The following is a 24911-nucleotide window of genomic DNA, read 5'->3' as shown; positions in this document are numbered from 1 at the left end:
TTCGCGAAAACCCCTGAAATTGGTGTGGCCATGCCAGAAATGACGATACGCGCGTAGACCGGCGCGATAAAAGAGCGGCGGCGGGCTGCCGTTGGTCTAATCCTGCGAAATACTGGCCCAGCTGCGGCTTCGGCCGCCGCTGAAGGAAACTTTCAGGGTAGGGAAAGCGGGAGAGGGCGCTGACGTGCACAACACCGGAGCCGATGGCATCGAGGCGGACGGCGAGCCGATTGGTGTGGACCACGTATTCCTGGCCCTTGAACGCGAGTTGGCGGTCTTCCTCCGCCGCGCCCGCGCCTCCTCCGGAGAGCTGGCGCGTGAGGTCCACCCCGATCTGGAGCCGGCCGCCTACGGACTCCTCGTCCGGCTGGCCGACGCCGGTGCGCAGCGCGCCACCGACCTCGCCGGATTCTTCGGCGTCGGCAAGGCCACGATGAGCCGTCAGCTGCACGCCCTGGAGGGCCTCGGCCTCGTCGCCCGCGAACCGGACCCGGCCGACGGGCGGGCGGTCCTGGTGCGGATCACCGACGAGGGCCGCGCCCGCTTCACCCGTGTCCGCACCGGCCGCCGCGCCCAGTACGCCCGCCGCCTCGCCGCCTGGGACCGCACGGAGGTCGCCGAACTGGCACGCCTCCTGCACCAGCTCAACGCCGAACAGGACGGGGACGAGCCCGCGTAGGGCGTACCCGTAAGGGGCGGCAGCGGGAGCCGGGAGGGGCTTTGCCGTGACCGTCGCGCCGACCGTACGGCGGCTCGCCGTCGGCCGCCCCGACGCCCGGCCGGCGGCCCCGCCTTGTCACGGCATGACAAAAACGACCGAGGCGTCGTCCCTCGCCTTGCCGCGGGGATGGGCCGTGCCGTCCGGGTCGGCCGCCTCCGCCGCCCGCACCCGGTCGATCAGCGCCTGCGGGCCCTCCTTGGCCACCAGGGCCGCGCAGTCCGCCCAGGAGCCCTCCCGGAAGACCTCGACCCAGCGGCCCGCGCCGTCGCTCAGCGCGGTCAGTGACCGGACCTGGGTGCGCGGGGTGCTGCCGGTGACGGCGCGGTCCGCCACCGCCGGGTCGGCCGCCGCGGTGAAGAAGCCGCCCTCGGCGTTGCGCAGCGCCTCGACCGTGCGGACGTACTCCCGGCCCGCGGCCGCGCGTTCGGCGGAGCCGCGGGGCAGTGCCCGTACGGCTGCCTTCCGCTCGCGGACCCCGGGGGGCAGTTCGTCGAGGCGGGAGTCCAGCACCGGCTGCACCGAGCCGTCCGGGCGCCCGATGAGGAGGGCGGAATCGGACAGTACGAGGTGTTCCACGGCCTGTTCGGACCACCGCGCGGCGACCACGGTTGCCTGCGGCGTCCGTGCGTGAGAAAGGTCACAGGTGGTGCGGTGCGTATCGGCCGTGCGGGCGATGGCCGCGGCGAGCGCCTCAGGGAGCGTCATATCACGGTGTGAACCGGACAGTTCGAGCATTGCGCCCCCGAGGCGTGCGGTGAACCACGGCACCGAATGCACGCATCCGGTGTCCCCCTCGGGCGGCGTCACGCCGTCCAGCAGGACCAGGACACCGCCCAGGCCGGAGGCCGGAAGCGCGACGGACGTGTAGTCCTCGTTTGGGCGTTGGGGATCGCCCGGCTCGGTGGCGAGTTCGATGCGCATGCGACGCAGTGTGCCGGAGCGGGCCGTCGCCCCCGGCGGTCAGGGGGCCGCGCGGAGCACCCGCGTACGGCCAGGTCAGCGGTGTACCGGAGGTAAGGGCGCGGGGGCCGGGCGGGGTGCGGGCGCGCATCCTTCCAGGACCGGGTCGCATCTCCAAACCCGTCCGGGGGTTGCGTGGGGTTGCGGCCCTGGGCCCCGGTGGACGGAAGTTGATGGCCAAACTCCGATTGATGTTCACTCATTCAGGTGGCCGGACATGGATGCCGAGCCACTGCGCGGTGCCGGTGGAAGGGTCGTTTCCCGGATCATGGGGTGGGACCAGGACATTCGTCGCGACGCGCAGAGCCGGGCTGTTCCCCTTCGCGGAATTGTGCGCTGCTGCGGTCTTCGCGCAGGTCCGCCCCGCGAGCGGAGAGCGAGCCGGGTCCGCGACGCCGGATGGCGTGGGCAGGCGAGACAGGAATGCGAGCAGCGGTGCGGATGAAGCGGCTTCGGGGCGGCGCAGGGAAGCCGGGTACACCGGCCCGTTCGGTCTCGGGACCGGGTGCGGGCACCGGTGCGGGTCCGGGTACTTCGGACAGTGGTGACGGCAGCGCGGGACGGCACTCCGCACGGGTGCGCAACCGCCTCGTCGGGGCCGTGGCGGTCGTGGCCGCCGCCGTCCTCGGCGCCGGAACGCCCGCCGTCTTCACGGCGGCGGACCACGCACAGCAGACCCAGCAGCTGGTCGACCTCGCCGAGTTGAACGCGCGGGCCGTCGCCCTCGCGCACTCCCTCGCCGACGAGCGCGACGCCATGACCGAATACGTCGCCGCCGGGCGGGGCCGCCAGGGCGGTGCCGGGGCCGTGCAGCCGCCGCGCGCCCGGGTGGACCGGCAGGCCTCGGAGCTGCGCTCGGAGGCCCGGGACGCCGCCGGCGAGGCCGCCGTGTTCGGCGCCGCCGACAAGCTCCTCGCCGCGCTGCCGCAGACCCGTCAGAAGGCGCTGTCCGGGCCCGGAACGGCCGAGGACACCTTCGACGACTACACCCAGGTCGTGCAGTCGCTCGGTGCGATCAGCGACGACATCGCCCGCGGTCTGCCCGCGCGCGCCGACGCAGCCGACGCCGACACCCGCGCGCTGCCCGCCCTGGGCCGCGCCGCCGACCAGGCGGCCGGCACCCGCGCGCTGCTGCTCGCCGCCCTCAACGCCGGCGGCAGCCAGCCCAAGCTGACCGCCGCCGCCCAACTGGCGCATCTGCGCGAGCAGGGCGCGCTGGGCGACTTCGCGCAGTCCGCGAGCGAGACCGGACGGGACCGCTACGACCGCACCGTCAACGGCACCGACGTCACCACGGCCGAGCGCTATCTGACCCGCCTCACCGACCAGCCGCGCCTGGACGCCGCCGATCTGCGGCTGAACCGCGAGCGCGTCCGGTCCACCCTCACCTCCCGCGTCGGGCTGATGCGCGGTGTGGAATCCGCCATGGCCACCGCCGACATCCAGCGGCTCGGCGCCCTGCGCGACGACGATGTGACGGCGCTGGAGATCAGCATCGGGCTCGCCGGGCTCTGCCTGCTGCTCGCCGTCGGCGCCGGTGTCTCCGCGGCCCGTTCCCTGACCCGGCCGCTGGCCGTCCTGCGGATCGGCGCCCGGCGCGTCGCCGCCGACCCGGCCCACGAAGAAGCCATCACCTTCACCGGCCGCGACGACGAATTCGCCGCCGCCGTACGCTCCGTCAACGCGCTGCACGCCCAGGTCGCCCAGCTGGCGAAGAAGACCGCCGAACTGGAGGGCGAGCGCAAGCGGCTGGTCTCCGGACGGCAGCGGCTGGTCGCCGAGCGCGAGGTCCTCCAGGACCAGGGGGAATCGCTCAAGGAGGAGGTCGCCGACCTCACCGAGCGGCTCGCCGCGCTGCGTGCCGGTGTGCACGGCCGGTTCGTCAACCTCTCGGTGCGCACCCTCGGCCTGGTGGAGCGCCAGCTCGGCGTCATCGAGTCGCTGGAGGAGAGCGAGCAGGACCCGGAGCGGCTGGAAACGCTCTTCAAGCTGGACCACTTCGCCGCCCGGATGCGCCGCAACAGCGAGAACCTCCTCGTCCTCGCGGGCGCCGAGCACAGCGGCGGGCACGGCGGGCCGGTACCCCTGCTGGACGTGCTGCGCGCCTCGATCAGCGAGATCGAGCGCTATCAGCGGGTCCGTATCCAGTCGCTGCCGCCGCACTCCCAGCTCGCCGGGTTCGCCGCCGACGACATCAGCCATCTCGTCGCCGAACTCCTGGAGAACGCCACCGCGTTCTCGCCGCCGGACGCCCATGTCGAGCTGTCCGGCTGGCTGCTGGAGAGCGGCGAACTGATGCTCTCCGTCCAGGACGAGGGCATAGGGATGACCACCGACCGCCTGGAGGAGCTCAACGACCGGCTGTCGGACGCCGAGGCCGCCTCGTCGTCGGAGACGGTCGACGAGGCGCTGGGCCTCGGTCTGTACGTCGTGGTGCGGCTGGCCGCCCGGCACGGCGTACGGGTCCAGCTCCGGGCCCAGAAGCAGGGCGGCGTCACCGCCGTCGTCGTGCTCCCCCGCTCGATCCTGCCCACCCGCCCGGCGCCGTCCGCCGCGCCGACGGCGTCGTCGGACGAGCTGCCGCACACCCCGAGCCTGCCGGGCTCGGTGGCCGAGGCGAACTCCAACGCCCTGCCGAGCCGGGTCCCGAGGAGCCGCCCGGCGCCGGTGGCCGATGCCGTTGCCGACGCCCGTGGCCGCGCCGAATCCGACGCCGGCGTCGACGAGGCGCCGGCTCCCGTCACGCCCGGTACCGACCGGTTCGTCGCCGCCGCCGAGCGGGCGATCGACGCGGCCGGGCTCGGCGCGCCGGATGACGACGCGCACGCGCTCGCCGAGGACCGGCCCGCCGAGGACCGTCCCGCCGGGCACGAACCCGCCGAGGAGCCCGCCGGCCCCACCACGTTCACGACAGGCACCACGGCCGACCCGGCCGCCCCCGCCGCCGACCCGGTCGCCCCGCCCGCCGCGAGCCCGTACGGCCCGGCGTCGTCCGGCCCGTACGCCGTCGGCCCGGACGAGCACGCGCGGGCCGACGGCCCCGCCGCACCGGCGGACGCGTCCCCGGAGGCCGACCCGGCCGCCGGCACACCGACCCCCGCCGCGCCGCCTTCGGCGAAGCGGCGGACGACCGTCACCGGGCTGCCCAAGCGCACGCCCAAGGTGGTGGAGCAGCAGGCACCCGCCGGGCCGCGCAAGAGCGGAGCGGTCAACGCCGAGGCGCTGCGGCGCCGGCTCGGAGGGTTCCAGCAAGGGGCGCGAGACGGCCGCCGCGAGATCGAGGCCGAAATCGCGGAGACCACGGCGGAGCAGACCATCCCAGTGAAGGACACCGACGGAGCGGGGGCCCCGGGAGAGAGCCACGTTGTCGAGGAGGCACGCGATTGAACGCGCAAGCGCCCACTGCTGAAGGACACGGACTGAGCAGTCAGGCACGCAATCTGCACTGGCTGTTGACCAACCTGGTCGACGAGGTGCCCGGCGTCCGTTCGGTCGCGGTGGTCTCCTCCGACGGGCTGCTCCTGCTGTCCTCCGACCCGGACCGGACGGACGGGAGTGCAGAACCCGGCCGGAACGACGGCCCGAAGGGATCGAGCGCCGATCTCGCCACCATCGTCTCGGGGCTCGGCAGCCTCACCCAGGGCGCCGCGAAGCTGATGGACGGCGGCTCCGTCAAGCAGACGATGGTCGCGATGGACGAGGGCAGCCTGTTCGTCATGTCGATCAGCGACGGTTCGCTGCTCGGCGTGCACGCCACCCCCGACTGCGACATGAGCGTCGTCGCCTACCACATGGCGCTGTTCGTCGGCCGGGCCGGCCATGTCCTCACCCCCGAACTCCGCAGCGAGCTGCGCAAGTCGATGGAGAGCGCCCAGTGAGCAACCCCAAACTCCCCGTACGCGGCGGGGGCCGGAAACCCGCGCGCGTACGACCGTATTCGCTCACCGGCGGCCGGACCCGGTTCGGCCATGTGCTGCTCGTCGAGACGTTCGTGGCCGCGCTGGACGCCCCCGACGAACGGCGTGAGCTGACGTCCGGCGGCTGGGGCGACCGGGTGATGCCGGAGATGCGCGCGATCGTCGAGCTGTGCCGCCGTATGCGCTCGGTCGCGGAGATCTCCGCATTGCTCAAAATGCCGCTGGGTGTGGTCCGTGTACTGCTCAGCGACCTCGCCGACCAGGGAAAGATTCGCGTGTACGGGACCGGGCACGGCATCGGCCGTCCGGACCGCGCACTGCTCGAAAGGGTGCTGAGTGGACTTCGCAGGCTCTGACACGACAGCGGCCGGGCCGAGGGCGACCGCCGACTCCGTGGGACAGGCCGACGCCGTGGCACCGGGCGTCGACGCGGGGCTGCAGAGCTGGCAGATGGACCGTACGCGGGCGCCGGTCGCCACCAAGATCGTGGTGGCGGGCGGCTTCGGCGTCGGCAAGACGACGTTCGTCAGCTCGGTCTCGGAGATCACTCCGCTCCAGACCGAGGCGGTGATGACGCAGGCCAGCGAGGACACCGACGATCTGTCCGCCACCCCGGAGAAGACCACGACGACGGTCGCGCTGGACTTCGGGCGGATCACCCTCGACCAGGACCTGGTGCTCTACGTGTTCGGCACGCCCGGACAGCAGCGCTTCTGGTTCATGTGGGACGACCTGATCCGCGGGGCGATCGGCGCGGTCGTGATGGCCGACACCCGGCGGCTGGAGGACTGCTTCCCCGCTCTGGACTACTTCGAGAGCTGCGGGCTTCCCTACGTCGTCGCGGTCAACCACTTCGAGGGGACCGACGAGTACGCCGTGGAGGACGTGCGTGACGCGCTGACCGTGCCGCTGCACGTACCCGTCGTGATCATGGACGCGCGCAAGCGGATCACGGTGACCGAGGCGCTGCTCACCCTGGTCGGGCACGCCCTGGAGACCACGCCGGAATAGCCGGACCGGGCGGCCGGCGACGCCCGGCCGCCCACCGACACCGCCCCCCACGCCCCCCCCGTGAAGCAAGCAGCAGTAACAGAGAAGAGCACCGCCATGCGGAAGATACTCATCGTCGGAGCCGGTCAGTCCGGTCTCCAACTCGCCCTCGGTCTGCAGTCCCAGGGCTACGAGGTCACCCTCATGTCCAACCGCACCGCCGACGAGATCCGCTCCGGCCGGGTCATGTCGACGCAGTGCATGTTCGACACCGCCCTCCAGCACGAGCGCGACCTCCAGATCAACTTCTGGGAGAGCCAGGCCCCCCGCATCGAGGGCCTCGGCGTCTCCGTGGCCGCCCCGGACTCCTCGCGCGCCATCGACTGGGTGGGCAAGCTCGACGGCTACGCCCAGTCCGTCGACCAGCGGGTCAAGATGGCCGGCTGGATGGAGACCTTCGCGCAGCGCGGCGGCCAGCTCGTCATCCACGGCGCCGCCGTCTCCGACCTCGACTTCTTCGCGAGCCGCTACGACCTCACGCTGGTCTCCGCCGGCAAGGGCGAGCTGGTGTCCATGTTCGGCCGGGACGCCGCCCGTTCCCCGTACGACGCCCCGCAGCGCGCGCTCGCCGTCGCGTACGTCCACGGCATGGGCCCGCGGCCCGAGCACCCCGAGTTCGACGCGGTGCGCTGCAACCTCGTCCCCGGCGTCGGCGAGCTCTTCGTCATGCCGACGCTGACCACCTCCGGCCGCGCCGACATCCTCTTCTGGGAGGGCATTCCCGGCGGCCCGCTGGACGCCTTCCAGGGCATCAAGGACCCCAACGAGCACCTCGCCAAGACGCTGGAGCTGATGGAGACCTACCTGCCCTGGGAGTACTCCCGCGCCACCAAGGTCGAACTCACCGACGCGGGCGGCACCCTGGCCGGCCGCTACGCCCCGACCGTGCGCAAGCCCATCGGCCGGCTGCCCTCCGGCGGCCTGGTGCTCGGCGTCGCCGATGTCGTCGTCGCCAACGACCCGATCACCGGCCAGGGCTCCAACTCGGCCTCCAAGTGCGCCGCCGCGTACCTCTCCGCCATCGTCGAGCACGGCGACGCGCCGTTCGACGCGGAGTGGATGCAGGCCGCCTTCGACCGCTACTGGGAGACCGCCCAGCACGTCACGAAGTGGACCAACACGATGCTGGCGCCGCCGCCCGAGCACGTGCTGAACGTCCTGGGCGCGGCCGGCCTCCTCCAGCCGATCGCCGACCGGTTCGCCAACGGCTTCAACGACCCGTCCGACTTCGAGAACTTCTTCTACGACCCGGACAAGGCCAACGCCTACCTCGCCTCGCTGACGCAGTAGCGGGCAGGGCACGTCCCGCGGTGACCAGGCCCCTCCAGCCGGGCTGCTCGGCCTGCCCGGTCCGGCCCGGCGGCCCGGCCTGCGCGGCCTGGTGGGTCTGCCCGGCCTGCCCGAGGCCGTAGGCGGGGGCCGGGCCGCCGTCGGCCGGCCGGTCGCCGCGCGCGGTGTCCAGCCGGCTGAGCGCGGTGAGCTGCTCGGCGGAGAGCGAGGCGAGGAGCTTCTCGACCTCTTCGAGCCGGCGCCGCACGATGACGTACTGGGTCCTGGTCCTGACGGTGAGCCGCTGCTGCGTGCCGAGCGCGGCGCGGTCGCGCGCGGCCAGCGCGGCCGCCTGTTTCTCGGCGGTGGCGAGCCGGGCGACGGTGGCGGCCTGGTCCCCGGACGCCTCCCGGAGGTAGTGGGCCCGGTCCATCGCCTGCCGGGGGTTCTTCGCCAGCAACACCCAGAGCGAGGGGGACAGCTGGGCCGATGTCCTGCCCTGGTACTGGAGCCGCGCCAGCCGCCCGGCGTCGGCCCGCCCGCCGGCCAGCTCCGCACGGGCCCGCGCCAGCTGCACGGTGACGGTCCTGGCCTGCGTCCGGGCACGGCGGAGGTCCGCCAGCGTCGCCTTGTACGCCGCGGTGGACTTCTCGGTCTCGCGGTAGAGGGTCTGCAGCTTCTTGAGGAGCGCGGCCGGGCCGGGGCCGGCGGCGGTATCCGTTCCGGTGCCGCCGGTCGGGGGGCCGACGGACCGGACCGCCGTCCCGCCGTCAGGCGTCGGCCCGCCGCTGCTTTGGGCCGGCGGGCGGCTGGGCGTGGGGCGGCCCGTCGTCCGCGCACCTGCCTCGGCGCCGCCCGTATCGGCTCCCTCGGTGACCCGTGCCAGCTCCCCCTCACCGGTGTCCTTCGAGCCGGTGTCGGAAGTGCCGGTGTCGGAAGTGCCGGTGTCGGAGGTGCCGGTGTCCGTGGTGCCCGGAGACGGGGTTCCGGTGGGGGGTACCCCCGTGGCGGGATTCCCCGTGTGGGGTGTCCCCTCCCCGGGCGTCCCTCTACCGGACGCCCCCGGAGGCGGTTCCGGCCCCGGATCGGCCAGGACCGACGGTGCGCGCAGGGTCAGGGCCAGGGCGCCGGCGAGCGCCGCCGTGCAGGCCGACCGCAGAAACCGTCCGGACACCCATCCACCTCCGAAGCCGACGTCCGATGGATTCGGATCGTGTCACGCCGGTCCGGCAAATAGGATTAATGAGATGACGCGTGGCGGTCGGCTCACCCGTTCAGCCGCCGAAATAGGCGTCGAAGTTCTTCTGGAACTCCCCGTTGTTGTAGCGGTCCCAGTTGATCGACCAGGCCATCAGGCCGCGGAGACCCGGCCAGGCGCCGTGCGTCGTGTAGCTGCCGCAGTCGGTGGTCTTGGTCAGGCAGTTGAGCGCCTTGGTCACCTCGGCGGGCGAGGTGTGGCCGTTGCCCGCGTTCGGTGAGGCGGGCAGGCCGATGGCGACCTGGGACGGCTTCAGCGCCGGGAAGACGTGGTCCTTGTTGCCGGCCACCGGGAAGCCGGCCAGCAGCATGTCGGTCATCGCGATGTGGAAGTCCGCGCCGCCCATGGTGTGGTACTGCCCGTCCAGGCCCATGATCGGGCCCGAGTTGTAGTCCTGGACGTGCAGCAGGGTGAGGTCGTCGCGCAGTGCGTGGATGACCGGGAGGTAGGCCCCGGCCCGCGGGTCCTGGCCGCCGAAGGGCCCCGAGCCGTAGTACTGGTGGCCGAGCTGCACGAAGAAGGTCTCCGGCGCCATGGTGAGGGTGAACTTCTCGCCGTACGTGGCCTTGAGGCTCTTCACCGCCGAGATGAGGTGGACGATCGAGGGCGTGGTGGGCTTCGTGAAGTCGGTGTCGCCGTCGTCGAGGGAGAGCGAGTGCCCCTCGAAGTCGATGTCCAGGCCGTCCAGGCCGTAGCGGTCGATGATCGCGCCGACCGACTTCACGAAGGCGTCGCGGGCCGCGGTGGTGGTCAGCTGGACCTGTCCGTTCTGCCCGCCGATGGAGATCAGCACCTTCTTGCCGGCCGCCTGCTTGGCCTCGACCGCGGCCTTGAACTCGTCCTCGGACTCCACCCCCGGACACTCGGTGCGCGGGCAGAGCGAGAAGCGGATGTCGCCCGAGGTGGCCGAGGTGGGCTCGCCGAAGGCCAGGTCGATGATGTCCCAGCTCTCGGGGACGTCGGCGAGCCTGGTGTAGCCGGAGCCGTTGGCGAAGCTGCTGTGGAGGTAGCCGACGAGGGCGTGCGAGGGCAGCTCGGCTGCGGCCCGGGAGCGGGGGCCGGTGGCCGCGGCCTCGGCGCTGCCGGTGGCGTGCGCGGTGCTCGCCTGGGCGGTGATCCCCAGGACCGCCGCGGCGGTGACGGCGGCGAGGGCCGCGGCCGCCGCCCGGTGGCGTCGTTCGGCCGCGCGCCGGACGTGGTGGGCGGGGACGGGGCGGGGCGGACGGAGGCGCATGGGCTGCTCCTTGGGTCGACGGCGCGGCGTACGGGGGCGTACGCATGCGTGAGGCCGAGCGGGGGAGAGGCCGCCCCTGCGGGTCGGGCCGTGCCGGGGAGGCGCGGGGCGGGCCCCTGGGCAGGCAGCCAACAGGGCTGGACCACCACTGTCAATGGTCCGTACCAGACTCCGCCCGCGCGGGAAGCCGCACCGGCGAACAGCTCAACCCGACTTCGTCCAGGGCCACTTCGGGCCGCGCCGGGTCTCGCCCTCCGGGTCGTACGCGTACCTCCAGCCGCGCGGCAGACCCAGGCGGCCGACGGGGCCGGGGGTGCGGCGGTAGACGTACAGCGTCGGCGGGGTGCCGTCGTCGTGCGGCACCGGGACCTTGTACGTCTTCGGTGGCCTGCCGGTCGCGCCGACGAGCACGGGCAGGACCCGGCCGTCCAGGGGCCCGCCGACGAAGGGGGTGTTCTCGCTTCTCACGCCCTCAGTGTCACAGCAGGTGCGCGGCGTCGGCCACGACGGGGAGGATGCGGCGGGCCAGATCGCCCACCGGGCCGTCCGAGGTCTCCAGCCCGAGCGCCGCCCGCGCCACCGCGGCGGACTGCGGGTCCCGGGCCGCGGTCGCGGTCAGCAGCGCGATGAAGTGGTCGACGAGCCAGTCGCGCAGCTCGTCCAGGTCGGGCTGCTTGTCCTCGTCGAGCCAGATCAGCGAGGCGGCCTCGACGGCGGTGATCCACATCCGGACCGTCATCCGCAGTCGCAGGCCCGGCTCCGGCTCGCCCAGATGCCGCAGGATCTGGTCGGCGGCATTGCGCCGCACCTCGTCCACGATCGCGGACGTACGGGTGGTCTCCACGACGCTGCCGCCCTGCATCAGCGCGCTGAACCCGGCGTCGTGCTCATCGACGAACGCCAGATAGCGGTCCAGGGCGCGGGACAGCCGCCGGGTGAGCGGGCCGGTCTCCGGCTCGGCGAAGCAGCGTTCGAGGATGTCGGCGGCGCTGCGCAGCGCCGCTTCGTACAACTGCTGCTTGCCGCCGGGGAAGTAGCGGTAGACGAGCGGGCGGGAGACCTCGGCGGCGGTCGCGACATCGTCCAGGGAGACGTCCTCGGGCGCGTGCTGCGCGAACAGGCCCAGCGCGGCGGTGAGGAGTTGGCTGCGGCGCTGCTCGACGCTCAGCCTGCGGTAGGCGGGTCGGGGTACTGCTGGGGCGGTGCCGCTGCCGTTCATGAACAGCAGCGTAACCGCCCCGGATGCGCGCTCGCACAGGTGCGCGTACGCGGACGGGCGCGCCCCGGGAGGCGCGGCCGCCTGCGACCGCACTGTTCAGGCCAGCAGCCCCGAGCTCTTCCACAACTTGCGGCCCACGCCCCGCATCACGCCGATCTCGTCGAGGAAATCGGTCAGCCGCCGGGCGCCGTTCTGCATCACCTCGCGGCGGTGCCCGCTGGCCTTCACCTGGGCGAGCGCCTCGCGCCTGTCCAGCCCGACGTTGGAGTAGACGTCCGGGTTGACGAAGGCGATGGAGAAGACGCGGGCCGCCTCGCCGGAGCTGATCCGGGTCAGCTCCTGCTCCCAGCGGGGCGCCGTGACCATCTGGCGGCGCAGTTCCTCGCGGGCGTAGCGGACGTGCCGGGCCTCCTCGACGACATGGATGCGGGTCACCCCGCGCACGATGGTCTGCACCCGCTCGTCCGGGAAGGTCAGCCGCTGCATCCAGTCGAGGATCTCCTCGCCGAGCAGCGTGCAGGCGAACGAACCGGGTGTGGTGGAGACCGTCTTGAGGACGCGGGCGAGATTGTGGTTGAGGCGGGAGACGGGGTAGGTGGGCGCGCCGCCCTTCTGGATCATGCGCGCGAACATCTTGGAGTGCCGGCACTCGTCGGCGATCTCGGTGAGGGCGTAGCGCACATGCGCGCTGGTGACCGGCTTGTCGTAGATGTGCCGCACCAGGAGCTGCATCAGGATGATCTCGAACCAGATGCCCAGGGAGGCGAGCGAGGCAGCCTCGTGCCGGGAGAGGTCGCGCTGCTGCTCCTCGGACATCCGCTTCCACAGCGGTGTGCCGTAGAGGGAGACCAGCTCCGGGGGCCAGAACCACTTGCCCTCGTCGAGGGGTGCGTCCCAGTCGAGTTCGGTGTCGGGGTCGTAGGAGTGCTTGGCGGACGATTCGAGAAGCCGCTCGGCGACCTGCTCCCGGTCCTTGAGCAGTCCGAGGGCGTCCCGCAGGACTTCGGTATCCGTCACGGTCATTGCGGTGGGCGCGCTCGTCATGGCTGTGGCTACCTCGCTCGTGGGGTTACCGGCGGTCAGGGTTTTATGAGACTGCGTGTCAGTAAGCTCGTCAATCCCCCGTGCACGACTTATTGACCCGTCGGTAAGAAGCGTGTGAGCCTGCCAACCACCGCCCAGGACACAGCGTTTGGCGAACCGAGGAGGCGTCCGTGTCGACCAGAGATCTGTATGTCCAGGACCCAGGCGATCCCTTGTGGAAGGTGCCCGCCGCCGGATCCGCGCGATTCAGCTGGGAGTACGACGACGGACGCGACCGGCTGCTCGCCCTCTACCAGAAGGGCAAGGACAAGCAGTGGGACGCCACCCTGCGGATCGACTGGGATCTGGAGGTCGACCCCAAGGACCCGCTCGGCACCCCGGATGAATCCATGTCCCTGTACGGCACCAAGTACTGGGACAAAATGACGGAGAAGGACCGCGGGGACCTGCGCCAGCACTACACCTCCTGGCAGTTCAGCCAGTTCCTGCACGGCGAACAGGGCGCCATGGTGTGCGCGGCACGGATCGTCGAATCCGTCCCCGACCTCGACGCGAAGTTCTACTCCGCCACCCAGACCATGGACGAGGCCCGGCACGCCGAGATCTACAGCCGGTTCCTCCAGGACAAGATCCAGATGCTCTACCCGATCAACGACAATCTCCAGGCGCTGCTCGGTGACACCCTCAAGGACTCCCGCTGGGACATGCCCTACCTCGGCATGCAGGTGCTGATCGAGGGCCTCGCGCTGGCCGCGTTCGGCATGATCCGCGACACCACGACCAAGCCGCTGCCCAAACAGATCCTCGCCTACGTGATGCAGGACGAGGCCCGCCATGTCGCCTTCGGCCGGATGGCGCTGCGCGACTACTACCGGCAGCTCAGCGACGCGGAACTGCGCGAACGCGAGGAATTCGTCATCGAGGGCTGCTACTTGATGCGCGACCGGCTGCGCGGCCTGGAGGTGCTGGAGAACTTCGGCATACCCAAGCAGGAGGCCGCCGAGATCACCGAGCGCTCGGAATTCCTGCACCTGTTCCGCAAGCTGCTCTTCAGCCGCATCGTGCCCTGCGTCAAGGACATCGGGCTGTGGGGCGAGCGACTCCAGCGCGCCTACGTCGACATGGGCGTCTTCGACATGGGCGACTCCAACCTCGACCTGCTGATGGCCCAGGACGAGGAACTCGCCGAGAAGCTGGACGCGGACCGCTTCGCGGCCGAGGAGGAGGCGCGTACGGCGGAGGTCGCGGCGGCGATCGCGGACGGGGCGGCGGAGGCCTGACCGCCGGGGGGGGGCGGGGCTGACCGCCGGCCCGTCACCCCGTCCCCCGGCCGCCCGTCATCCCGTCGACCGTCCGTCCGTCACCCCGTCCACCGGCCGGACAGGAAGGTCAGGGCGAAGACGGTCGTCAGGGGGCCGGCGAGGCTCAGGTAGAGGGTGGTGAACCGTGGGCGGCGCAGGCTCCAGGCCGCCAGGCAGATCCACAGCGGCCACCACAGGAGGGTGGCGCGGGGGATCGAGGTGTACCAGTACGAGGTGCCCAGCGCCCAGAGGGTGAGGCCGATGTAGAGGGCCTCGGCCCATCGTCGTTGCCGTATCAGCAGCGCCACCAGCAGCAATCCGACCAGCATGGCGACGAGTTCCGCCTGGAACATGGCGGCGTACCCGGTGGTCTGGGTGTGGGTGAACGCGCCCTGCCAGGTGTGCTGCCAGGCCTCCCAGGGCGCGTGGAAGTCGCGATACCAGCCGCGTTCCTCCGCGTGTTTCCACGCCATCCAGTCACCGGTGTGCGCCTGCAGATACCAGCTGTGGAGGACCGGCGGCGCGGCAGGCAGGAACAGCCAGGGCAAGGAACGCCAGGTGCGGTGGGTGCGCACGGTGAGCAGGAAGTGCAGGGCGATCGCGGCAGCGAGGAAGAGGCCGCTGACGCGGACGGTGGTGGCCAGGGCGGTCAGGGCCGCGGCGAGGGGCCAGTGGTGGCGCCGGGCGGCGAGCCAGGCGGGCAGCGCGAAGGCGAGGAACAGCGCCTCGGTGTAGCCGGCGGCGAGGAAGACGGCGCAGGGCGAGACCAGCAGGAACAGCACGGCACGCCGGCCCGCGTCACTGTCGGGCAGGTGCAGCCGGGTGATCCGGGCCAGCGCCAGGACGGCGACGGCGCCGGCGACGAAGGAGATCAGCAGTCCGGCCGCCGTCCAGTGCGGGATGACGGCGTGGGTGGCGCGCAGCAGCAGCGGGAAGCCGGGGAAGAACGCCTCCCTGTTGTCCCAGCCGGTGTCCCAGGGCCCTGCCAGGCCGGGGAAGTAGCCGTCACGCGCGATGTGCAGGTAGTGGCCCCAGTCCCACTGTTCGAAGGGCGCGAGGACGGAGGCGGCGTTGCGGGTGGCGTGGTCGGCGGGGAAGAGCCATCTGGCGCAGTAGGCGGTGATCCATATACCGGCGCGGCTGAACAGGTAGAGCCACAGCACCTCCCGGTCGCCGGGCGCGAGGAGCCGGGGCCTGCGGAGTCCGGGCGTGCGGCCCAGCGGTGCGCGGCGCGACGTTCCGGTGGGCCTCGGGGTGAGGCGCCGGGGCGCGGGCGGCCGGGGGCCGGGGCGTTGCGGCGCCACGGAACGTTGCACGGGCAGCGGCATCTCCGCACCCAACCGCGATGATATATGGGGCATTTCGCTCTCTCTCGGGTGTGCGGAACCACCCGGCGGCGGTCGCCGGGACACGAGGCGGGTGAGATCAGCCCGGTGGGGAGGTGCTGTGCGGTGCCGAGGGCGGCCGGGCCGTCGAGGTGCCGGGCGGCTGCGTGGACGTGGCGGACGCACCACCGTCGGCGCCCCGGGTGGAAGGCGGGGTCGGGACGGTTGTCCCCGGCTCCGTCCGGGTCGCGCCGGGGGACGGGGTGCCCGCCGGCGGTGAGGTGCGGGCCGGCGGAGGAGGCGGCGCGGACGGCGCGGGTGTGCCGGCGGGCGGCGCCGGACGAGGGCTGCCGGGCAGCAGCGTCGCCGCCGCGGCACCGCCGCAGGCGAGGACCAGACAGGCCCCGGCCGCCACCACGGCCATCCGGCGCCGGTGCGCCCGCGTTCCGCGCTCCGCGATGGACGCCACCGGAACGCCGCGCGCCCGGGACTGCCCGGCGGCTGCCGCCTCCTGGAACAGCGACCGCAGCGGGTCGTGGGGCTCAGGCACCGGGGGCCTCCTCAATGCGCGGGTCCTGCAGACGGTGGGCGAGCGCGGTCCGTCCCCGGACCAGATGCGTTTTGACGGTGCTGGCGGACAGGCCCGTCTCCCCGGCGATCTGCTCGACGGTGAGGTCGCACACGTAGTGCAGGGTCATCGTGCGGCGCTGCTTGGCCGGCAGCTCACCCAGCGCCTCGACCAGCGCGACCTGCTCCGGCCCGGGGCCCTCGACATGAGGTGGGGCGCCACTGCGCTGCCAGGCGTCCGCCGTACGTCCCCGGAGCCGCCACCGGCTCACGGCCAACCGCCAGGCGACCGTGCGGATCCACGCTTCGGGCCGGCCGTCCCGGTCCAGCTGCCGCCGCCGGCTCCAGCCCTTCACGAACGCCTCCTGCACGACGTCCTGCGCCTCGTGCAGGTCGCCGATCATCACGTACAACTGCCCCGTGAGCCGCGCGACCGCCTGGGCGTAGAACTCTTCGAACTCCTCGACGGTCAACAGCCACTCCCGGATCTCTCGCTTCACTCCGTATACGCCCGGCACGGCGCATCCGGTCGACACCGGCCGCGAGAATTCAGCGTGACGGTCCTCACGGAAGGGGACGCGTACGGCACGGAACCGGACGCGGCCGGCGCGCATCAGGCGCCGGGGCCCGCGGAGGAGAGGGGACCGGTGGCGGCTGCGACACTCCTCGCATGCCGCGCCTGATCTTCCGCACCGCCACGCACAGTGATCTGCCCCAACTCCTCGCCCTGTTGGCCGAGGAGGGCCGGGCGAACGCGGAGGACCCCGTGACCGCACCCGTGCCCGCCGCCGTCGACCCGGCACGAGAGCGGGCCTTTTGGGACATCGCGGCCGACCCCAGGAACGAGCTGCTCGTCCTGGCGGAGCGCGAGGGCGGGGGTGAGGGAGAGGCCCAGAGCGAGCCCGACGGGGAGGACTTCGAGGGCGACGGGGCGGCCGGAGACACCGAGCCGGAGACGGTGCTCGGCTTCCTCCAGATCACCTACATCCCCGGGCTGGGGCGCGGCGGCGCGGAGCGTGCGCTGCTGGAGGCCGTACGCGTCCGTGCGGACCGGCGCGGGGCAGGTCTCGGGCGGCGGTTGATCGGCGAGGCGGTCGAGCGGGCCCGCCGACGCGGCTGCGGGCTGGTCCAGTTGACCAGCGACAAGCGGCGCACCGATGCGCACCGCTTCTACGCGTCACTGGGCTTCGCGCGCAGCCATGACGGCTTCAAGCTGACCCTGCCGGAGCGGTGAGGGCCCGGCGGCGCACGCGCCCTCGCTCAGCGCTTCCCGGACCGTGCCAGCCAGCGGCCCTCGTGCCGGGACACCTCGATGGGGCGGCCGAAGCAGGCCGTCATCCGCTCGCCGGTGAGCACGTCGTCCACCGGGCCGTGTGCCTGTACCCGGCCGTCCCGCAGCAGCAGGGCGTGGCCGATGGCGGGGGAGAGCTCCTCCAGGTGATGGGTGACCGTGACGGTCGCCAGCTCGGGCCGCCCCTCGGCGAGCCGGTGCAGCGCGTCGATCAGATCCTCGCGGGACGGCAGGTCGAGCGCGTTGAACGGCTCGTCGAGCAGCAGCAGCGAGGGCTCGGCCATCAGCGCGCGGGCGATCAGGATCCGGGCCCGCTGCCCGCCGGAGCACACGCCGTACGGCCGGTCCGCCAGCTCCTTGCAGTCCAGTTCGGCGAGCAGTTCATGGGCGCGCTCGCGGGTGGCGTCGTCGTACTTCCGCCACAGCGGCTGCACGGTGCCGGTGGCCCCGGTGAGCACGACGGTGTGGCCCTTCGCGTCCTGGGGGACCTTCTGTGCGCTGGAGACGAGGCCGATGGCGGCGCGCAGTTCGCGGACGTCCACCGAGCCGAGCCGGTGGCCGAGCACCTCGACGCTGCCGACGGTGGGGAACATCAGCGCGCCGACCAGGCGCAGGATGGTGGTCTTGCCCGCGCCGTTCGCGCCGAGCAGTGCCCAGTGCTCACCGGCGCGTACGGTCCAGTCGATCGCGTCGAGGATGGCCTGGCCGGTGGTGTGGCGGCGGACGCCCACCCCCTCCAGCTCGGCGATCACCCGCGCCGCCGACGGGCCCGGCGACGGCGACGGTGAAGACTGCGGCGACGGTGAGGGCCGTGGCGTCCGTTGCGTCCGCGGCGTCTGCGAAGGAGTCATCGCGGCAGGTTAGCTGTGCATGCCACCTTTCTGCCCGGGTGTCCGATGTGTGGACCCCGCGGACCGGGCGGGCGGCGGCACCGGGCGGCCTCAGCCGTCGTCGCGCCGCCCGTCCCCGGTCAGCCCCAACAGGCCCCGCACCCGTGCGTACTTCGCCGTCAGCCGCTCCCGCGTCGGCGCGTCCAGGACGGCGAGCCGGCCGGGGTCGGCGTTGTGCGCGAGGTCGGACTCCTTGACCAGCAGCGCGCCGGGGGTGGCCAGGATGCGGGCGGTGTAGTCCTCCAGGGGTTCGCCCGCGCGCTTGGTGACGGCCAGGATCATGTCCTTGGTGGCGTGGGTGAGGGCCGCCCCGTCCAGCCACTCACGGGACAGCGCGGCGTCCTCGACGGCGTCGTGCAGCCAGGCCGCAGCGATCTGCTCGTCGCTGCCGCCCCGCTCGCGTACCCCCGCGGCGACCGCGGCCAGATGCTCGGCGTACGGGCGGCCCGCCTTGTCGGTCTGCCCCGAGTGCGCGCGCCGGGCCAGTGCCTCCACCTCGGCGAGCGAGAGGAGCGGGGCCCGTGCGGGGTCCATGGACGGAGTGGTGTCTGCCATACGGCCATTGTCACCGCCCTCGCCCCCTCGCACCCTAAGGGGACCAGCTCACCGCAACGCCTCGCGCAGCACCGCGCGGGCGATCGGCGCCGCGCTGCCGCCGCCGCTGATGTCCGCACGGTCGGCCGCCGCGTCCTCGACGACCACGGCCACCGCGGCGGCCGGTTCGCTGCTGTTCTCGGGCCGCGCCCAGGAGATGAACCAGGCATACGGGGTGCCCTCGTTGTGCGCCCCGTGCTGGGCGGTGCCGGTCTTGCCCCCGACCGTGGCGCCCTTGATGGCGGCGTGCCGGCCGCTGCCGTGCGTGACGACGTCGATCATCATCTCCTGGAGCTGTTCGGCCACGTAGGGACTCATCGCCTGGTGCGAGGGAAGCTGCGGCCCGGTGGAGACCGTCGTCCCCCGGGCGTCGGTCACCTTGTCGACGAGGTACGGCCGGGCCAGCCGGCCGCCGTTGGCGACCGCCGCCGCGACCATGGCCATCTGGAGGGGCGTGGCCGTGGTGTCGTACTGACCGATCGCGGACAGTGCGAGCTGCGCGGGGTCCATCCGGGTGTCGAAGTTGCTGGGCACGACGGAGGAGGGGATGCGCAGCCGCCGGTCGTTGAAGCCGAACTTCTCGGCCGCCCCGACCATGCCGCGCAGCCCGATCCGGTTCCCCAGACGTGCGAAGACGGTGTTGCAGGAGACCCGGAACGCGTCCTTGAGGCCGGCGTCCTCACAACCGGTCGCCTCATTGCCGAGCCGGGTGCCGGTCCCGGGCAGGGTGTAGGGGTCGGGGGCGTTGGTGGGGGCGTCGATGTCGGTCACCAGGCCGCTCTCCAGCGCGGCGGCCGCGGTGACCACCTTGAAGGCGGAGCCGGGCGGATAGGTCTGCCGGAGGGCCCGGTTGAGCATCGGGCGCTGCTCCGCGTGGTTCAGCCGCCGCCAGGCCGCGGTGACCGAAGTGCCGTTGCCGGACAGCGTGTTGGGGTCGTACGACGGTGTGCTGGCCAACGCCAGGATCTTCCCCGTACGCGGCTCGATCGCGGCCACCGCGCCCTTCTTGCGGCCCAGCCCGTGGAACGCGGCGCGCTGCATACGGGGGTCGATGGTGGTGGCGACCTTGCCGCCGCGCCGGTGCGTGCGGGTCAGCTCGTCCCACCAGGGGAAGGTGCCGAGCCGCTCGTCGGTGCCGGAGAGGATGCCGTCCTCGGCGTGCTCGAGGAACGAGGTGCCGTAGACCTGCGAGGAGTAGCCGGTGACCGGGGCGTAGAGCGGGCCGTCGGTGTATGTGCGCTCGTAGCGCAGCCGGCCGCCGCTGTCCCGGGACCCGGTGACGGGCCGCCCGCCGACCAGGACGGTGCCCCGCGGCTGCTCGTAGCGGGCCATCACCGCCCGCCGGTCGGCCGGATTGCCGGCCAGCCCGTCCGCCTCGATGAGCTGCACCCGGGTGGCGTTGGCCAGCAGCGCGCCGAGCAGCAGCACGGAGAAGACGGCGGTGTGCCGGATGCCGCGGATCACCGCCGGCCGCCTCTTTCGGGGACCGGGTCCTCCCCGGCGGGCAGGTCCGGGCCCCGGCCTCCGCTGCCCTCCGGGCGGGGCGCCCGCCCCCGGTCGCTGATGCGCAGCAGCAGCGCGACGATGATCCAGTTGGTGACGACGGACGAACCGCCCTGCGCGAGGAACGGCATCGCCATCCCGGTCAGCGGGATCAGCCCCATCACCCCGCCCGCGATGACGAAGACCTGGATGGCCGGAAGGGTGGCGAGTCCGACGGCGAGCAGGCTCCCGAAGGGGTCGCGCAGACCGGGGGCGTGCTGCAGCGCCGCGCGATAGCCGCCGGCCACCAGGAGTGCGTAGAGCAGGAAGAGGGCCGTCAGCCCGGCCAGTCCCAGCTCCTCGCCGAAGGTCGCCAGGATGAAGTCGGACTTCATGGCGAAGCCGATCAGGGCCGAGTCACCCTGGCCGAGGCCGGTGCCGAGCACCCCGCCGGCCGCGAAGGCGAACAGCGACTGGGCGAGCTGGCCCGGCCCTTCGCCTGCCGCGATACCGGCGAAGGGGTGCAGCCAGTCCGCCACCCGGCTGTGGACATGGGGCTCCAGCGTGCTGACGGCCGCCGCGCCGATTCCCGCGAGCAGCAGACCGATCGCGATCCACCCGGTCCGCCCGGTGGCCACGTACAGCAGCACCACGAAGATGCCGAAGAAGAGGAGCGAGGTGCCCAGGTCGCGTTCCAGGATCAGCACGGCGACGCTGCCCAGCCAGATCGCGAGGACCGGCCCGAGCACCCGGCCGGCCGGGAGCCGCAGTCTGCCCACCGTGCGCCCGGTGTGGGCCAGCACGCTGCGGTTGGCGGCGAGGTAGGCGGCGAAGAAGACGGTGATCAGCACCTTGGCGAACTCGCCGGGCTGCAGCGAGAAGCCGGCGATCCGGATCCAGATCTTGGCGCCGTTGATGGCGGGGAAGAGAATCGGAACGATCATGAGGAGCAGGGCCAGCGCCGCGCACACGTAGGCGTACCGCTGGAGCAGGCGGTGGTCCCGCAGCAGCGCCACCACCCCCGTGAAGAGCGCGACGCCGACCGCGGACCACATCAGCTGGGCGGGCGCCGCCCGGTTGCCGGGCGTCTCCAGATCCAGCCGGAAGATCAGTACGAGCCCGAGCCCGTTGAGCAGGACGGCGATGGGCAGCAGCAGCGGATCGGCGTACGGGGCGCAGAAGCGGACGGCGAGATGGGCCAGCAGCGCGAGGCCGCCGAGCCCGGCTCCGTAGCCGGCCGCCCCGCTGGGAAGGGCCTGCCCCCTGGCCAGGCCGACGGTCAGGTAGCCGCAGACACTGATCAGGACGGCACCTACGAGCAGGGCGAGTTCGACGCCGCGCCGTTTGGGGACCTGCGGCACGGGTGGGGGAGTGCCCGCCGGGCGCGCGGGGCCCGCCGTCGCCGTTGCCGTTGCCGTCATGACTGGCAACGTAGCAAGCGGTGCACCATATTTCCGTTATGCCGGATATAGCGTTCGGGGGCGTGCGGGACAGCGGGCGGGGACGGTGACGTCCCGAACCGGCTCCGGGTTGCTTCCGGGTCGGTTCCGTTGCTGTCCCAAGGGTGACTCAGGGTTGTTCCAGGGGTGAGCCAGGGGCACCCCAGGGTTGTTCCGTCAGTGAGTCCAATGGCAGTTTGTAAACTCGGGTGCAACGAAAAGAAGAAGGCCGAGCTCGTCACGCAGATGCGGGCGACCGAACACACCGGTCGACGGCATGGACCGGACCCGGTCCATGGCCGCCGCGAGCGAGGGGCTATGGCGTCCGACACACCCGTGTACGCCGAGTGGAGGTCCCTGTCGTCTCGGCCACCTGGGGGCGCCGAGCGCGGGTGACCGCACCCCTCGACGAAAGGCAGTATTAGCGTCATGACGACTCTCCGTTCCCGGATCATCGCCTGGGCCGGCCGTATGTATCTGACGAGAACACAGAAGAAAGGCTTCGACCTGTCTCGAATGTCTTTCTTGCCCGAGTCTGTCCTGATGCCGCTGCGGCGCGATGGACTCGACCCCGTGGGCGATTTGGCCACGGTCCGTGAGAAGGAGCCCATCAGCAAGCTGCCGGTCCCGATAGCCGCCAACGTCTGGCTGGTCACCGGCTATGACGAGATCAAGGCGGTGCTCGGCAAGGCCAACGCCTTCAGCTCCGACTTCACCAATCTCGTGGGCCAGGCCGGTGCCGGGGCCGACCAGAATCCCGGCGGCCTCGGATTCGCCGACCCACCGGTGCACACCCGGCTGCGCCGACTGCTCACCCCGGAATTCACCATGCGCCGGCTCGGCCGGCTCACACCCCGCATCCACGAGATCGTCGAGGAGCGCCTCGACGCCATGGAGGAAGCGGGTAAGAACGGCGATCCGGTGGATGTCGTCCATTCCTTCGCCCTCCCCATTCCCTCCCTGGTTATTTGTGAACTCCTCGGCGTTCCTTATGAGGACCGGGCCGACTTCGAGCGGCTGAGCGCCGCCCGTTTCGACCTTTTCAGCGGCGCGAATGCCTCCTTCGGCGCCATATCGGAATCTCTTTCCTATTTCCGGGACATCGTCAAGAAGCAGCGCCAGGATCCGGGCGACGGCCTGCTCGGCATGATCGTGAAGGAGCACGGCGACTCGGTCACCGACGAGGAACTGGCCGGCCTGGCCGACGGCGTGCTGACCGGCGGCTTCGAGACCACCGCCAGCATGCTGGCGCTCGGCGCCCTGGTCCTCCTCCAGGACCCGAAGCACTTCGCGGCCCTCAACGACGGCGACGACGTCGTCGACCGCTATGTCGAGGAGCTGCTCCGCTACCTCACCGTCGTCCAGGTCGCCTTCCCGCGCTTCGCCCGCGAGGACATGGAAATCGGCGGTGTCCAGATCGCCTCCGGAGATGTGGTCCTGTGCTCTCTCAGCGGCGCCGACCGGGACGGCAAACTCGGCCCGGAAATGGAACAGTTCGACCCTTCTCGCAACGTTCCCTCCCATCTTGCTTTCGGGTACGGAATCCACCGCTGCGTCGGCGCCGAACTGGCCCGGATGGAACTCCGTGCCGCGTACCCCGCACTTGTACGCCGCTTCCCCAACATGCGCCTGGCTGTCGAACCGGAGGATCTGGCATTCCGAAAGCTGTCGATCGTCTACGGAATCGAGTCCCTGCCGGTCCGCCTCGACAACTGAACCCACCGCCCCACGGCACCTTGTGACCGGGCACCTGGCCAACGGCTGAGTGTCCGGTCTTCGCTTTGCCGCCACCTCGCCACCTCGCCAACTGGCCACCCCACCCGCCCGCGCGGGGAGCGCGGCCGGCCGGCGCGGCGCGCCCTGCCCCAGGCAGGCGTGAACCGTCGATGGCGTGAACCACCCAGCTCCACAGGCAACTTGAGCACCTTCCGTTGTTTGCCGCCTCCCCAGCCCATACATTGAGCCGCGCCGAGATCCGGCTCAACCCGCCGCCGTCGCGGCGGGCTTCGGGAGGACCCCCACATGCGCAGACGCACCTCCATATCCGCACGCACCGCAGCGGCCATCGGGACGGCCCTCGCGGCCGTCGTCGCCGCCACGGCCGCCGCCCAGGGCGCGACCGCGGCGCCGACCCCGAAACCCCCTCGGACCCCGCAGTCGGTCGAGTACTTCACCGGCCCGGACAGTCACCCCCGGCAGACCACGGTCCCGGCCCCCGAGCCGCTGTCGCCGGTGGACAAGGCCGGCATCGCCGCCGACGGAGACGTCACCCCGATCGTGCAGAGCGGCCCCGTCGACAGCAAGCTCGACGTCGTCTTCGTCGGTGACGGGTACACCGAGGCCCAGCAGGAGGACTTCCACGCCGCCATCCGCGCCAAGTGGGCCAAGATGACCGAGGTCGAGCCGTACGCCTCGTACACCGGCCTGTTCAATGTCTGGGCCGTCGACGCCGTCTCCCGCGACTCCGGCGTCTCCGGCGACCCGACCCAGGACATCGTCCGCGACACCGCCCTCGGCTCGGCGTTCTTCTGCGACGGCACCGAGCGGCTGCTCTGCGTCGACACCAACAAGGTCGAGTCGTACGCCGCCAAGGCCCCGGCCGCCGACCTCGTCGTCGTGCTGTCCCACTCCACCAAATACGGCGGCGCGGGCTACAACGACGTCTCCTCGCAGGTCGGTTACGAGGGCATCGCCACCGCCTCGTCCGACAACGACCAGTCCGACCAGATAGCGGTGCACGAGACGGGCCACTCGCTCGGCAAGCTCGCCGACGAGTACGACTACGGGCAGCCGGGAACGTACACCGGCCCCGAGCCCGCCGAGACCAACCTCTCCACCCTCTCCGCCGACGAGATGACCGGCCGGCAGCAGAAGTGGTACCGCTGGATCGGGCAGGAGTCGCCGGACGGCGGCACCGTCGGCGCGTACGAGGGCGGCGGCTACTACCAGTTCGGCCTCAACCGCCCCACCGAGAACTCGATCATGCGCACGCTCGGCCGTGAGTTCAACCTCCCCGGCCGCGAAGCCATGATCGCCGGCTTCTACCGCCATGCGAGCGTGCTGACCAGCTCCGTCGACTCCGCGCGCGGCCTGAGCCGCGACCAGCGGATCCGCGTCACACCGGCCGCGCGCGCCGAGGTGTGGTGGTACGTCGACGGCCATGAGGTCACCGCCGCCCGCGGCCGCACCACGGTCGAGCCCGGCTCCCTCGGCGTCCCCGCCGACGGCCGCACCCACACCGTCACCGCCAAGGCCGCCGACCGCACGCACGCGGTCCGCACACCGGCCCTGCGCAAGGCGCTGTCCGCGTCCCTGACCTGGCACGTCACCGGCTGACCGCAGCCTGCCGG

At 72.1% G+C, this 24911-nt stretch carries 22 protein-coding genes and 1 pseudogene; 10 read left to right on the top strand and 13 right to left on the bottom strand.

Annotated elements, in window-relative coordinates; translation table 11 throughout:
* The first annotated feature begins 184 nt into the window (after positions 1-184).
* A complete protein-coding gene (locus tag ACIRQ7_RS01990) occupies positions 185-679 on the top strand; it encodes a MarR family winged helix-turn-helix transcriptional regulator (protein WP_404259151.1) in 495 nt (164 codons plus the stop codon).
* Positions 680-796: 117 nt separating this feature from the next.
* On the opposite strand, the gene ACIRQ7_RS01985 is transcribed toward ACIRQ7_RS01990, so the two are convergent.
* A complete protein-coding gene (locus ACIRQ7_RS01985; RefSeq protein ID WP_404259149.1) occupies positions 797-1642 on the bottom strand; it encodes a hypothetical protein in 846 nt (281 codons plus the stop codon).
* 615 nt (positions 1643-2257) lie between these two features.
* Between ACIRQ7_RS01985 and ACIRQ7_RS01980 the strand changes: the two genes are divergently transcribed.
* From ACIRQ7_RS01980 to ACIRQ7_RS01960, 5 genes are all read left to right on the top strand, one after another.
* A complete protein-coding gene (locus ACIRQ7_RS01980) occupies positions 2258-5068 on the top strand; it encodes a nitrate- and nitrite sensing domain-containing protein (RefSeq protein WP_404259147.1) in 2811 nt (936 codons plus the stop codon).
* A complete protein-coding gene (locus ACIRQ7_RS01975; protein ID WP_404259145.1) occupies positions 5065-5559 on the top strand; it encodes a roadblock/LC7 domain-containing protein in 495 nt (164 codons plus the stop codon). The genes ACIRQ7_RS01980 and ACIRQ7_RS01975 overlap by 4 nt, the downstream gene beginning before the upstream one ends.
* Positions 5556-5954 (top strand): DUF742 domain-containing protein, encoded by a 399-nt coding sequence (locus ACIRQ7_RS01970; RefSeq protein WP_401462973.1) that lies wholly within the window; start codon positions 5556-5558, stop codon positions 5952-5954. Before ACIRQ7_RS01975 ends, ACIRQ7_RS01970 begins: the two co-directional genes overlap by 4 nt.
* A 94-nt stretch (positions 5955-6048) precedes the next feature.
* Entirely contained in the window at positions 6049-6609 is a 561-nt protein-coding gene (locus ACIRQ7_RS01965) for a GTP-binding protein (RefSeq protein ID WP_401463777.1), read from the top strand.
* Positions 6610-6705: 96 nt separating this feature from the next.
* A complete protein-coding gene (locus tag ACIRQ7_RS01960) occupies positions 6706-7938 on the top strand; it encodes a styrene monooxygenase/indole monooxygenase family protein (protein ID WP_401462975.1) in 1233 nt (410 codons plus the stop codon).
* Here the strand turns inward: ACIRQ7_RS01960 and ACIRQ7_RS01955 are convergent.
* From ACIRQ7_RS01955 to ACIRQ7_RS01935, 5 genes and pseudogenes are all read right to left on the bottom strand, one after another.
* Complete coding sequence (locus ACIRQ7_RS01955; RefSeq protein ID WP_404259144.1) at positions 7859-9091, bottom strand: coiled-coil domain-containing protein; 1233 nt, start codon at positions 9089-9091, stop codon at positions 7859-7861. The genes ACIRQ7_RS01960 and ACIRQ7_RS01955 overlap by 80 nt on opposite strands.
* Positions 9092-9191: 100 nt before the next feature.
* Positions 9192-10208: pseudogene (locus ACIRQ7_RS01950) on the bottom strand (chitinase); the annotation flags it as partial.
* A gap of 405 nt (positions 10209-10613) precedes the next feature.
* Positions 10614-10877 carry a hypothetical protein gene (locus ACIRQ7_RS01945; protein WP_401462979.1) on the bottom strand — a complete coding sequence of 88 codons (264 nt, stop codon included), beginning with the start codon at positions 10875-10877 and terminating at the stop codon, positions 10614-10616.
* 10 nt (positions 10878-10887) lie between these two features.
* Positions 10888-11628 (bottom strand): TetR/AcrR family transcriptional regulator, encoded by a 741-nt coding sequence (locus ACIRQ7_RS01940; RefSeq protein ID WP_401462981.1) that lies wholly within the window; start codon positions 11626-11628, stop codon positions 10888-10890.
* Positions 11629-11724: 96 nt separating this feature from the next.
* On the bottom strand, positions 11725-12672 hold the full coding sequence (locus ACIRQ7_RS01935; protein WP_404259142.1) for a diiron oxygenase: 948 nt from the start codon (positions 12670-12672) through the stop codon (positions 11725-11727).
* Between the two features lie 170 nt (positions 12673-12842).
* Between ACIRQ7_RS01935 and ACIRQ7_RS01930 the strand changes: the two genes are divergently transcribed.
* Positions 12843-13952 carry a ferritin-like domain-containing protein gene (locus ACIRQ7_RS01930; RefSeq protein WP_401462985.1) on the top strand — a complete coding sequence of 370 codons (1110 nt, stop codon included), beginning with the start codon at positions 12843-12845 and terminating at the stop codon, positions 13950-13952.
* An 80-nt stretch (positions 13953-14032) separates the two neighbouring features.
* Here ACIRQ7_RS01930 and ACIRQ7_RS01925 read toward each other — a convergent pair whose 3' ends face one another.
* From ACIRQ7_RS01925 to ACIRQ7_RS01915, 3 genes are all read right to left on the bottom strand, one after another.
* On the bottom strand, positions 14033-15301 hold the full coding sequence (locus ACIRQ7_RS01925) for a mannosyltransferase family protein (protein WP_404259141.1): 1269 nt from the start codon (positions 15299-15301) through the stop codon (positions 14033-14035).
* Between the two features lie 97 nt (positions 15302-15398).
* Complete coding sequence (locus ACIRQ7_RS01920; RefSeq protein WP_404259140.1) at positions 15399-15848, bottom strand: hypothetical protein; 450 nt, start codon at positions 15846-15848, stop codon at positions 15399-15401.
* The gene (locus tag ACIRQ7_RS01915) at positions 15841-16338 is read right to left on the bottom strand and encodes a SigE family RNA polymerase sigma factor (protein ID WP_401463779.1); all 498 of its coding nucleotides are present in this window, start codon (positions 16336-16338) and stop codon (positions 15841-15843) included. The genes ACIRQ7_RS01920 and ACIRQ7_RS01915 overlap by 8 nt, the downstream gene beginning before the upstream one ends.
* A 197-nt stretch (positions 16339-16535) precedes the next feature.
* On the opposite strand from ACIRQ7_RS01915, the gene ACIRQ7_RS01910 reads away from it, so the two are divergent.
* Positions 16536-17099: a GNAT family N-acetyltransferase gene (locus ACIRQ7_RS01910; protein WP_404259138.1), complete on the top strand. Its 564-nt coding sequence runs from the start codon at positions 16536-16538 to the stop codon at positions 17097-17099.
* A gap of 26 nt (positions 17100-17125) precedes the next feature.
* On the opposite strand, the gene ACIRQ7_RS01905 is transcribed toward ACIRQ7_RS01910, so the two are convergent.
* The 4 genes from ACIRQ7_RS01905 to ACIRQ7_RS01890 all read right to left on the bottom strand — a co-directional run bounded on the left by ACIRQ7_RS01905 (position 17126) and on the right by ACIRQ7_RS01890 (position 21543).
* Positions 17126-17908 (bottom strand): ABC transporter ATP-binding protein, encoded by a 783-nt coding sequence (locus ACIRQ7_RS01905; protein WP_404260056.1) that lies wholly within the window; start codon positions 17906-17908, stop codon positions 17126-17128.
* A 189-nt stretch (positions 17909-18097) separates the two neighbouring features.
* Positions 18098-18601, bottom strand: a complete 504-nt coding sequence (locus ACIRQ7_RS01900) for an HD domain-containing protein (RefSeq protein ID WP_404259136.1) — start codon at positions 18599-18601, stop codon at positions 18098-18100.
* 48 nt (positions 18602-18649) lie between these two features.
* Positions 18650-20104, bottom strand: coding sequence for a penicillin-binding transpeptidase domain-containing protein (locus tag ACIRQ7_RS01895; RefSeq protein WP_404259134.1), 1455 nt, complete (start codon positions 20102-20104; stop codon positions 18650-18652).
* Complete coding sequence (locus tag ACIRQ7_RS01890) at positions 20101-21543, bottom strand: FtsW/RodA/SpoVE family cell cycle protein (protein ID WP_404259132.1); 1443 nt, start codon at positions 21541-21543, stop codon at positions 20101-20103. Before ACIRQ7_RS01890 ends, ACIRQ7_RS01895 begins: the two co-directional genes overlap by 4 nt.
* A gap of 447 nt (positions 21544-21990) precedes the next feature.
* Here ACIRQ7_RS01890 and ACIRQ7_RS01885 point away from each other — a divergent pair, with 447 nt between their 5' ends.
* Positions 21991-23277, top strand: a complete 1287-nt coding sequence (locus tag ACIRQ7_RS01885; protein ID WP_404259130.1) for a cytochrome P450 — start codon at positions 21991-21993, stop codon at positions 23275-23277.
* 306 nt (positions 23278-23583) lie between these two features.
* The gene (locus ACIRQ7_RS01880) at positions 23584-24897 is read left to right on the top strand and encodes a M64 family metallopeptidase (RefSeq protein ID WP_404259129.1); all 1314 of its coding nucleotides are present in this window, start codon (positions 23584-23586) and stop codon (positions 24895-24897) included.
* Positions 24898-24911: the final 14 nt, after the last annotated feature.

It is taken from the genome of Streptomyces sp. NPDC101393 (assembly GCF_044767385.1).
Classification (GTDB): Bacteria; Actinomycetota; Actinomycetes; order Streptomycetales; family Streptomycetaceae; genus Streptomyces.
This window is presented reverse-complemented; position numbering and strand designations above follow the sequence as displayed.